The following is an 11,013-nucleotide window of genomic DNA, read 5'->3' on the forward strand; positions in this document are numbered from 1 at the left end:
GCGTCCGAAGCGATACTACAATAAAATTGTCTAAAGACAAGTGATATGGGTTTTATGCGACGCATCCGTAACGATGCCTTTTTGAGAGTGTCCCGACAACCGATTCACAATGTACTTTCACGCGCTCATTCCTTTTAAGCCTACGAACCCCAAGACACGCCTCTCCTGCATCCTCACCCAGGAAGAGCGTGAGGCGTTCGCCCGGGCGATGCTTGGAGACGTGATCGCCTCCGTGCTGAAGTCGGGGTGCAGCGCCACCCTGCTCTGCACCCACCCCTTCAAATACGAGAACGCGCTCATTGCCGTCCGGAAAGAGTCGTTGAACGATGCGATCAACTGGGCGCTCGGTCAGTTCCACTGTCCGGCGCTCATCATCATGGCCGACCTTCCCCTGGTGACGGCCGGGGATATCCAGCGGCTGATCCGCACCGAGAAGGATATGTCCATCGTGCCGGGCCGGGGCGGCGGGACGAACGTCATATTCTTAAAGAAACCGCGATGCTTCCACGCCGACTTCTACGGCGCAAGTTTCCTCGATCACCTCCGTGTCGCCGGGGAGTGCGGCTTCTCCGTCGAAGTGATCGATTCGTTCCGGATGTCGACCGATATCGATGAGAAGGAGGACCTGGTCGAGATCCTCATCCATGGGAGGGGAAGAAAGAGCCGGGAGTTCCTGGAAGAGTCAGGGTTCTCTCTTGCCATCGACGAGAAGGGACGGGTCGGCGTGAAGCGCGACGCCCATAAAGAGGCACTCTGAAGCGTCGATGGCGGCGATCCCGGCGTAGTCGCCGACGGGAAGCCCGAGCCCCCGCACGATAACCGCGGGGATGCACTCGTTGGCCTCTCCCATCACGAGTTCGGCGGCTGATGCGATGCAGTCCGCCACCGCCCGCTTTGTGACTTCGAGTTCACGGCCGAAGAGGTCTTTTTTCCCGCGTTCATCGAGCACGGAGGGGATGCCCGAACACCCGATGGCAACCCCGCTGCACCCGAGCCGCATCGCGTGCGTCCGGGAATCGACGATGAGGACGCCGACGTCCACTCCCGTCCGTGCGGCGATCGCTGCACGGATACGCGCGGCGGATGCATCCGGGTCGAGAGGAAGGAGGAGGACGGAGCCGGACGGAGCGTTTGAGGCGTCGATCCCGGCGTTCGGGAGGAGCGTGCCGTTCTTCATGCAGAGCAGGAACCCGGGGATGCCCCCGACGATCCGGTCGCTCTCGCCGAGCACCACCTCGGCAAGGCGGGGGTCCATCCGGTAATCTTCGGCGAGCTGGATGGCTTTTGCCGACGGCTTGATGTCTGTGAGCCTTCTGGCCCGCCCCTCGGCGGTGGCTACGGCGGACTCTGCAACGACCACGATGTCCCCCCTCTGGAGGCCCCGGGACTCCGAGCATTCGGCGGCCGCAAGGATATGGGCCGTCATATCGTCCCCCGAACAGACCAGGGGGGTCGCAAGGCCGTATACATGGAATGATGGTGCCGTCATGTCTGCTTCATCTTTTCATAGACCCGTAGGAGGTCGGCGGTCTCCCGCACGTCGTGGCTCCGCACGATGGCCGCTCCCTTGTCCACCAGCATCGTCGTGAGCGCGAGCGTGGCCGCGAGCCGCTCTTCGGGAACCCGGGCAAGCAGGTTTCCGATGAACGATTTTCGGGAGATTGCGGCGAGCACCGGGCGGTCGAAGGCCGAAAACGCCTTGAAATTCCGGCAGAGTTCCCAGTCGTCCTCACTCGTCCGCTCCGGGGTCCATCCTCCGACTGCCGGGTCGAGGACGTACTCGTCGATTCCAAGGCTCTCGCACCGTGTCACGACGGTTTCGAGTGCCGAGAGCGTTGCGGCAAGCCCGACGGCATCGCCGGGCTTCTTGAAACTCGCCATCGCGAATACCGGCAGCCCGGAGTCGGCGACCAGCCTCGCGTAGCGCTCGTCGGCAAGGCCGGAGATGTCGTTTATCGCATGGATGTCATGGCGGAGGCAGACCTCGAGCACCTCCGGATACCGGGTGTCCACCGAGAGGGTAATCCCGGTCCCGTCGAGTTCCGAGAGCGCTGCATCCACCCGTTTCTCTTCTTCGGCGACGGTGATGGGGCGCGAGCCCGGGGCCGTGCTCCGCGCTCCGAGGTCGATCATATCGGCGCCCGCTTCAAGCATGGCGAGGCCCCGGTCGTATATTCCCCCTATCGGGGTGTAGGAGCCCCGGTAGAACGATTCGGGGCTGCAGTTGATGATGCCCATCAGGCGAACCGGCGCGTCGCCGCCGATCCGGAGATGGTTTACCGTACAGTGGTGTTGCAGCATGTCCTTAGCCTGGCCGCACGGAAGGTGTTCTCCATCAGCGTCGCGATTGTCATGGGACCGACGCCTCCGGGAACGGGGGTTATCGCTCCCGCCCGCTCGCGCACCGCCTCAAAGTCGACGTCGCCGCAGAGTTTGCCCTGCTCGTCGTGGTTGATACCGACGTCGACGACCGTCGCACCCTCCTTGACCATATCGGGTTTGACAAATTTTGCTTTCCCAACCGCGCTGACGAGGATATCGGCTCTTCGCATCTCGTCTTCGAGGTTCTCCGTTTTTGAGTGGCAGACGGTGACGGTTGCATCGGCGTTCAGGAGCAGGGCGGCCATGGGCCTTCCCACGTCGATGCTCCGGCCGACGACCACCGCGCGCTGTCCTCCGGTCGGGATTTCGTACTCAGCGAGGAGTGTCATGATCCCCAGCGGAGTGCAGGGGGCAAAGACCGGGGTTCCGGCGAGAAGCCGCCCGAGGTTGTAGGGGTGGAACCCGTCCACATCCTTTTCGGGTGCGATCGCATCGATGATGCGGGTGGTGTCCACTTCTCTTGGGAGCGGCAGCTGGACCAGGATGCCGTCGATGTCGGGGTCGTTGTTGAGGCGTGCGACCGCCTCGAGCACCCGCTCGGTAGAGGCATCCTTCTGGAGTTCGATGCCGACCGACCCGATCCCGACGCGCTCGCACGTCCGGTGCTTCATGCGGACGTACATCTGCGATGCGGGGTCTTCGCCCACGATGACGGTTGCGAGGCGCGGGTAGAGTTCGGACTCCTCTATCTCCTCCTTGAGGATTTCGAGCCTCTTCTCCGAGGTTGCTTTGCCGTCGAGTATCATGCTACTTCTGGGTTGAGGGGATACTTACTCGCGAGGGCAATAACCTCTTCCCTCACTTCGTTGATTGCCTTCTTCGAGGTCCTGTCCCGGGCGATATCCTTGACGACCCGGGCGATCCAGTGGCCGATCTGCTTCATCTCCTCTTCTTTCATGCCGCGGGAGGTGACGGCCGGTGTGCCGATCCGTAGCCCGCTCGTCACGAAGGGACTGAGGTGTTCGCGGGGGATGGTATTCTTGTTCACGGTGATGCCTGCCTCGCCGAGCGCGGTCTCGGCCGCAAGGCCGGTGAGGTGCTCGCCGTTTGTGGAGATGCTGGTCAGGTCGAGCAGGATCAGGTGGTTGTCGGTGCCGCCGGAGACGAGGTCGAGCCCTTCTTCGATGAGGACATCGGCGAGCGTGCGTGCGTTCTTGACAATCTGTCCGCAGTAGTCCTTGTATGCGGGGGTCAGCGCCTCCTTGAAGCAGACTGCCTTTGCGGCGATGATGTGCATCAACGGACCACCCTGCATGCCGGGGAAGACGGACTTATCGATGGCGGCGGCATCTTCCTTGCTGCACATGATGGCGCCGCCCCGGGGGCCGCGGAGGGTCTTGTGCGTCGTTGTCGTCACGATGTCGACGACCCCGACCGGGGAGTTATGATACCCGGTTGCGCAGAGCCCGGCAATGTGGGCGATGTCCGCCATGCACCGGGCGCCGACCGTATCGGCGACTTCCTGAAACGCTTTGAAATCGATCTCGCGCGGGTAGGCGCTTGCACCGCAGACGATGATCTGCGGCTTTACGATCCGCGCCATCTCCTCGATTGCTGCGTAGTCGAGCGTCTCCGTCTCGGGGTCGACGCCGTATTGGAAGATGGAGTACCAGCGCCCGGTGATGTTAACCGGCGAACCGTGGGAGAGGTGGCCGCCCTGAGTGAGGCTCTGGCTCAGTATCCTGTCTTTATAGTTGAGATAGGCAAAGTAGACCGCCTGGTTTGCCTGACTTCCCGAGTGCGGCTGGACGTTCGCGTGCTCCGCTCCGAAGAGGCTGCACAGTCTGTCGCGCGCCAGGTTCTCGACGATGTCGTGGAACTCGCATCCTCCATAGTAGCGCTTGCCCGGATACCCCTCGGCGTATTTATTGGTCATTATTGAACCCATCGCCTCGAGAACCGCCTTGCTCACGACGTTTTCGGAGGCGATCAATTCCAATCCGTTGATCTGCCGCAGGCGCTCTTTCTCGATGAGGCCTGCGACTTCAGGATCGAAGTTTTCCAGACTTGACATGCAGAAAAAGGGTTGCTCCGGTGAGGTAATAGTCTTTCTTCAGGATCGAGAACGGAGTTCATCCTCGTCGTGTTACCGGCGCGATACGGTCCGTCTCCCGAACGTACTCTCCCCTTATGCGTCCATTTCCCGCTCAAAGCCGCGGAGGGAAAAAGCCTCGACGGCACCTGCCCGTAATCCGCGCGTCGAGGCGGCAATGCAGCGGTTGCGTCGCCGCGGTTCACGGTATCCGTCGCATCCCCGATAACATGTAATAATTCTTCATTTCGAGGGATCTATAGTAATATTATTACGTAACTATTATCAAGGATTAGTTTGAGGGAGATAATGGCGCAGAAAGATGCGAGAATACGGTTTCTCGAGCGCGAACTCGCAGAGCGCGAGAAGGAGATGGAGACGATGAAGGAATACGATCAGCCGAGGGCGTCGGGGGCGAGCGAGGAGCGTCTGGAGGCGGGGGAAGAGCGCTTGCGCGACCTGGAGCGGAAGGTGCGGGAACTTGAGGCCCTGGTAAAAGGCCTGACGGAAGAGGTACTGGATGTGAAGTCCGTGGCTATGAAACTCTCCCGCGATGCGGACGAGCGCCGGAAGACGCCGGTGGTTGCCAATGAAAGAAAGACGGCAGCCACGCTTCAGGCGGAGCCCCGGGTCAGTGCCGAACCCGCGCCACCGTCGCGTGCCGCGGAACCCCGCGCTCCCGCGCGCCCGGTGGAAAAGCGGCCGGCCCGCTCCATTCCGGACGACGGGGACATGGAACTCATCATGCAGAACGACGGGACACTGAAACCGGAGACGAGAAGGCCCTCGGAGTATATCGTCGCCAGTACCCGATCCGGGAACGCTCCGGTGAAGGGCCGGGGAAAGGGCGGCAGGCCATCCGAACGGACACTTTTCGTCGAACAGAAGAGACGTCCGGTTGACGACGTCATCCAGGCTGACGAGGATGACACGGTCGACCTCGACCGGTAGGTGAAGGGAGTCTGATCCTTGTACATCACGCAGCTTGAGATCGACAACTTCAAGTCTTTCGCCAGAAAGACGAAAATTCCTTTTTTCGAAGGATTCACCGTCGTCTCAGGTCCGAACGGGTCAGGAAAGAGCAACATCATCGACAGTATTCTCTTTGTCCTGGCGCTCTCCGGCGCGCGGGGGCTGAGAGCCGAGAAACTGACCGATTTAATCAACGTCAACACCGGGAAGAACACCGCTGAGGTGACGATCACGTTCTCGGACGGCACGACGATACGCCGCCGGATCAAGCGGACGCCTACGGGATACTACAGTTACAACTACTTAAACAACCGTCTCTGCAAACAGAGCGACGTCATCGAGTTTCTTGCGAAGATCGGGATCAAGCCGGAGGGCTACAACGTCGTGATGCAGGGTGATATCACCCACATCATGGAGATGAGCGATGGAGAGCGGCGGAAGATCATCGACGAGATCGCAGGTGTTGCCGAGTTCGATCATAAGCGCGAACAGGCGTTCTCGGAGCTTGAGGTGGTGCGGGAGCGGATCGAGCGTGAGGAGATCCTCCTTTCCGAACTGGTGACGCGGCTGGATGCGCTCCAGCACGAGCGTGAACAGGCGGAAGAGTACCGGCGGCGGCAGGGGGAGCTGGAACACCTCGAGCGGTGCCGCGGAGCGGCGCTCGTTCGCCAGAAGGAGCAGGAGATCGGGGCCCTTCGCAGCCTGGTGGCGGATCAGCAGGCGGCGTTCGGCCGTACTTCCAGCGAGGCGGAGGCTGTCGGGGCAAGCCTTGACGAGGCGCGTGGGCGCCAGCAGGCCGTTGAAGAAGAGATCAACCGCAAGAGCGGTCCCGAGTATCTTGAACTTGTCGGACGCCTTGAGGAGGCGCGGGGCGGGATCAAGGTCGGTGAAAAGACTCTCGAGCAACTGAAGACCGGGCGGGACGAGAACCTTGAGGCGGTCCAGCGGGTCTACATGGACAGCAGGCGCGCCGAGGCAAAAGTCGAGGAGTGTGCCGGACAGATCCGCAATCTCTCGATAGACCGGGCGAACCTTGCGATGGAACTCTCGACGCAGCGCGAAGAGATGAAGGCGGTCGAGGCTCGTATCGCAAGCGAGAGCAAGGAAGTCGAGGGGGTAAAGGACCAGCTCTTCGCCCGGCTGCAGGATCTTGAGAGTAGAAAGGAACTCCGGGCGAAGATCCTCCACGAACAGGACATCTTCATCGAGAAGAGCCGGATGCGCACGTCGGAGCGGGAGCGCCTGGAGGCACGTCTCCGCCAGGTCGAGGAGGAACTCGCAAACAAGCAGGCGCAGGTCGCGGACTATTCTTCCTGTATGGCGGATTGCGAGGGGGAGAAGCGCCGGATCGAGCGCGACCTTTCCGAGGCCGAGAGTACGCTCTTCGCGCGGCGTTCGGCCCTTGACCGGCTGAAAAAGGAGATCCGGGAGAACGAGCAGAGCCTGATGCGCTACGAAGCGCAGCAGCAGGCGCAGGGCGATGCCGGCGGGAGGGCGATGGACGTTGTCCTCGGCATGGATGGCGTCCACGGCACCGTTGCACAGCTCGGGCGGGCACCGCCGGAGTATGCGACCGCGCTCGATGTAGCGGCCATGGGCCGGCTCCGCTGGGTGATCGTCGATACCGATGCGGTTGCGGCCGATGCCATCCGCTACTTGAAGGAGAACCGCCTCGGGCGGGTCACATTCCTGCCGCTCAACAAACTCCGTCCCCCGATCCTCTCGCCGCTTGAGGCGGACCCGGGCATTGTCGGCTATGCGGTCGACCTTCTGGAGTTCGACCCGGCGCTCGACCGCGCGTTCCGGGTCGTCTTCGGCGCGACGGTGGTGGTGGACACCCTTGAGCGGGCGCGCCGGATGATGGGCCGGTACAAGATGGTCACCCTGGACGGGGACTTTGTCGAGAAGAGCGGCGCCATGACCGGCGGCACGCAGACGAAGAAAATCCGGGGGTTCGGCGTGGCGGTCGACGACGAGATCACCCGGGTCCGTGCCGCGCTTGTCGGTCTTGAGGCGGAGGCGGGAGAGGTCGAGGCCTCCATCGGTCGCCTTACTGTGGCTGCAGAGGCGAAACGAGCGGAACGGAGCGCAATCGACGAACAACTTGCACGTTACCGCATGCTTGTGGAGGAGTTCCGGAAGCGTACCGACGTGCTCGCCGGGGAGAGTCAGACCCTCGGGGAGACGTTGCGGGAGATGCTCGAGAGTGCAAAGACGGGCAGTGAGGAACTTGCGCGGCTTGAAACGGATCTCGAGCGAGCCTCCGGAGAGATTGCACAGGTCTCGGCGGAGGTCGACGCCCTCAAGAAGAAACTCGACGATACCGAGGTCCCCGGCCTCACCGAGCAGTATGAGGGCTGCCGAAAGTCGGTTGAGGACCTCGAGCGCCGGCTCCGGAACAAAGACGCCGATATCACCGACGCCAAACGCGAGCGGCAGCACTTTGCAAACCGTATTGAAGAACTCGCCGCGGAACGGGCCCGTCTTGAGGGAAAGAATCGGGAGATCGACGCTGAGATCACCGCCACGACCGAGCAGATCGAGAACCAGCGTCGCCTGATCGTTCAGCTGGAAGCGCGCCGCAAGGAGTTTTCCGACGAGCTTGCCGGTCTGCAGGCGGAGCGGGACCGCATCCTCGACGAGATCCGGGTGCTGGACCAGCACGCCTTCGAACTCTCGGGTGCGATGGAACGTACCCGGATGCAGATCGATGCCCTTACGGAGCGTGAGCGGTCGTTGCTTGTGGAACTTGAGGCGCTCCGGGAGCAGGCCGGCGATGTGGAGACCGACCTCGACCTTGCCGCCATCGATGCGGGTATTGCTGAGGCCGAGCGTGCGCTCAAAAAGATCGGCGCGGTGAATATGCTCGCGATCGAGGAGTATGACCGGGTCAGTGCGCGCGTCGAGGAACGGACCGCGAAAAAGGAGGTGCTCTCGCGGGAGCGGGCGACGCTTCTTGAACGGATTGAGAAATACGAGAAGATGAAGTACGATGCTTTCATGACGGCGTTTTCCGCGATTGATGCGAACTTCCAGAGGATCTTCGCGCGGCTGACTGATGGAAGCGGGAGACTGGTCCTTGATAACGAGGAAGACCCGTTTGCCGGCGGCATGACGTTTGCGGTTCAGCCGCGGGATAAAAAGGTCCACCTTCTCTCCGCGCTCTCCGGGGGCGAGAAGTCGCTTACCACGCTCGCGTTCATCTTCTCTATCCAGCAGTACATGCCCGCGCCGTTTTATGCGCTGGACGAGGTGGATATGTTCCTCGACGGGAACAATGTCGGCAAGATCGCCGCCATGATCAGCGATCTTACGGGGAACGCACAGTCGATCATTGTCTCGCTCCGTAAACCGATGATCGAGCGCGCCGACCGTATTGTGGGCGTGACGATCCGCCAGGATAAGAGTACCTACGTGACCGGTGTGCAGAACAATGGATGAGGAACCGGTCGAGATCCTGGTGGGCATGGCCGAGCGGGGGGAGGTCGATCCCTGGAATATCGATATCGTGGATGTGACGGATCGGTTCCTCGCTGAACTCGACCATCGTAAGGAACTTGACCTGCGGGTTTCGGGGCGGACGCTCTTTTATGCTGCGTGTCTGTTGCGCTTGAAGTCGGATTATCTTGACGGGTGGGATGATGACGAGGATGAGGGATCGTTACAGGAAGAGGATGATGATTCTCTTTCCTACCCGGACTTTGATTTTGAGCCCGGCGACGAGAGGGAACCGATGGGACGTCTGGAGCGGGAGATCCAGCGGCGTCTGGACCGGAAAAGCCTGCGCAAGCGTCCGCCGGTCACGCTCTATGAACTCATCAAGCAGTTGAAAACGGCGGAAAAGGAGCAGCGTCGGAAGCAACGGAGGCGAACTCCGGCGCTCCGGGAACCGGATCTCAACCTCAACGCCGGGGATGTTGTGGCGGTAGCGCATGATGAGGGTTACCAGAAGGCAGTCCCGGCTGTGATGAAAGAGTTCGAGCGGGCTATGCGGGAGGGGAGTGTCCTGACGCTCGACGGCCTGTCCGGTGCAATGGGGTGGACCCAGCGCGAGGTTTACATCCCGCTCCTGTTCCTGATGCTTGAGGGAAAACTCGCTCTCTGGCAGGATGAGTTCTTTGGTGAGATCTACGTCGGCGACCACATTCCCGAGCATGGCACCGAAGCGTCCCCCTGACTGGCTGGTTTGTGTGCGGGTGCCGTAAGGAATTCCTTCGGCAGGGGCCCGGGTGTCTGCGCGCGCGGGCACCATCTGTTTTTCAGTTATATGTTATTGCCCCGTTCGGTGGCGGTCCGGGGTGAGCGTGCAACTGAAACCTGCTTTCTGTGTGGATCTGGGGTAAATCTATAAATACCACCGAGGATAACATGTTATAGTCAAGTCGGAAGGAAATTCCGAGCCTGATTCTGCATTCCTGTGCAGAATGTCCGGGGCTTCCGACGTTCATGGGGGTCCGAGCCGGATGCTCGGATCCGACGGAGCAGGGAAACAATAATATATCATTGATGACAACATTGTAGGGCTGTGTTGTCAGGACGTCGGATCGTGCAGCCCTTTCCGGGTGGTCTGGTCCTTCTGTCCCTTCAACCGTTGTGACGACTCAAGTTCTGGCTTGGGTCTGATGCGGGTGACAATGTTTATATCTCTGGAAGCCCAACATAATTCCTCGCACGGCATGCCGGTCCCCGGTGAAAACCGGTGGGTCTGATGGTGCCAGATCGGGGGTGTTTGAGGGATTTCCGGTTCGTCCCCCCGTGGGGGCACAATGTTTATATGCGATAAAGCGCAAATATTGTGGTTCTCAAGATCGGGGCGAATCGGGGACCCCACAGGGGTTCCGGAGCGGATCTCTGTGCGAAACAAATGTTTATATGTGGGAACGCATAAACATTTAATCTCGCACGGGTGAGGCGAACCGGTTCAAGCCGGGTTTCCCTGCCTCCCGGATGGATAATGATGGTTCAAGTCATCAAACTTGAATCTGATGCAGGGAGACAATGTTTAAATACTCGTAAGACAAACATTGTTTCCCTGTTGATGGAGAATCAACGCGACCGCGCATGACGCGGGTTGATTCTGACGTTGGCATTGGCAATGCGGAAATTTGTTCAGTAACCGCTAATTCCTCCCAAGTTTAGTAGTGTGCATACTTCCAAATTCTGGTTGATCCTGCCAGAGGTCACTGCTATCGGGGTTCGATTAAGCCATGCGAGTCGAGAGGGTTCGGCCCTCGGCGTACTGCTCAGTAACACGTGGATAACCTGCCCTAAGGAAGGGGATAACCCCGGGAAACTGGGGATAATACCCTATAGACTACAGATGCTGGAATGCTCTGTAATCGAAAGTTCCGACGCCTTAGGATGGATCTGCGGCCGATTAGGTTGTTGTCGGGGTAATGGCCCAACAAGCCAGTGATCGGTACGGGTTGTGGGAGCAAGAGCCCGGAGTTGGATTCTGAGACACGAATCCAGGCCCTACGGGGCGCAGCAGGCGCGAAAACTTTACAATGCGGGCAACCGTGATAAGGGAACCTCGAGTGCCTGTATATGCAGGCTGTCCAGGTGTCTAAAACACACCTGAAGAAAGGGCCGGGCAAGACCGGTGCCAGCCGCCGCGGTAACACCGG

General features: G+C 60.4%; 8 protein-coding genes and 1 rRNA gene (1 of these 9 running past the window's edge). 5 read left to right on the forward strand and 4 right to left on the reverse strand.

Annotation, left to right across the window (positions count from 1 at the left end; all coding sequences use genetic code 11):
* Window positions 1-109 precede the first annotated feature (109 nt).
* Complete coding sequence (cofC, locus tag BP737_RS07380) at window positions 110-757, forward strand: 2-phospho-L-lactate guanylyltransferase (protein ID WP_292407651.1); 648 nt, start codon at window positions 110-112, stop codon at window positions 755-757.
* Here the strand turns inward: cofC and cofE are convergent.
* Genes cofE through glyA form a run of 4 tightly spaced genes read right to left on the reverse strand, consistent with a single transcriptional unit; the run spans window position 683 to window position 4,396 of the window.
* Entirely contained in the window at window positions 683-1,489 is an 807-nt protein-coding gene (gene cofE / locus BP737_RS07385; RefSeq protein ID WP_292407654.1) for a coenzyme F420-0:L-glutamate ligase, read from the reverse strand. The genes cofC and cofE overlap by 75 nt on opposite strands.
* Window positions 1,486-2,301, reverse strand: a complete 816-nt coding sequence (folP, locus tag BP737_RS07390) for a dihydropteroate synthase (protein WP_292407657.1) — start codon at window positions 2,299-2,301, stop codon at window positions 1,486-1,488. The genes cofE and folP overlap by 4 nt, the downstream gene beginning before the upstream one ends.
* On the reverse strand, window positions 2,277-3,128 hold the full coding sequence (folD, locus tag BP737_RS07395; protein ID WP_292407660.1) for a bifunctional methylenetetrahydrofolate dehydrogenase/methenyltetrahydrofolate cyclohydrolase FolD: 852 nt from the start codon (window positions 3,126-3,128) through the stop codon (window positions 2,277-2,279). The genes folP and folD overlap by 25 nt, the downstream gene beginning before the upstream one ends.
* Window positions 3,125-4,396, reverse strand: a complete 1,272-nt coding sequence (gene glyA / locus BP737_RS07400; RefSeq protein ID WP_292407663.1) for a serine hydroxymethyltransferase — start codon at window positions 4,394-4,396, stop codon at window positions 3,125-3,127. The genes folD and glyA overlap by 4 nt, the downstream gene beginning before the upstream one ends.
* A gap of 327 nt (window positions 4,397-4,723) precedes the next feature.
* Here glyA and BP737_RS07405 point away from each other — a divergent pair, with 327 nt between their 5' ends.
* The 4 genes from BP737_RS07405 to BP737_RS07420 all read left to right on the forward strand — a co-directional run.
* Window positions 4,724-5,365, forward strand: coding sequence for a DUF7518 family protein (locus BP737_RS07405; protein WP_292407666.1), 642 nt, complete (start codon window positions 4,724-4,726; stop codon window positions 5,363-5,365).
* An 18-nt stretch (window positions 5,366-5,383) separates the two neighbouring features.
* Window positions 5,384-8,827 carry a chromosome segregation protein SMC gene (smc, locus tag BP737_RS07410; protein ID WP_292407669.1) on the forward strand — a complete coding sequence of 1,148 codons (3,444 nt, stop codon included), beginning with the start codon at window positions 5,384-5,386 and terminating at the stop codon, window positions 8,825-8,827.
* The gene (locus BP737_RS07415) at window positions 8,820-9,563 is read left to right on the forward strand and encodes a segregation/condensation protein A (protein ID WP_292407672.1); all 744 of its coding nucleotides are present in this window, start codon (window positions 8,820-8,822) and stop codon (window positions 9,561-9,563) included. Before smc ends, BP737_RS07415 begins: the two co-directional genes overlap by 8 nt.
* A 980-nt stretch (window positions 9,564-10,543) precedes the next feature.
* Window positions 10,544-11,013, forward strand: a 16S ribosomal RNA gene (locus BP737_RS07420); its annotated part runs 439 nt beyond the window's last position; the annotation flags it as partial.

This window comes from Methanoculleus sp. UBA291 (assembly GCF_002499755.1).
In the GTDB taxonomy this organism is placed as follows: domain Archaea; phylum Halobacteriota; class Methanomicrobia; order Methanomicrobiales; family Methanoculleaceae; genus Methanoculleus; species Methanoculleus palmolei.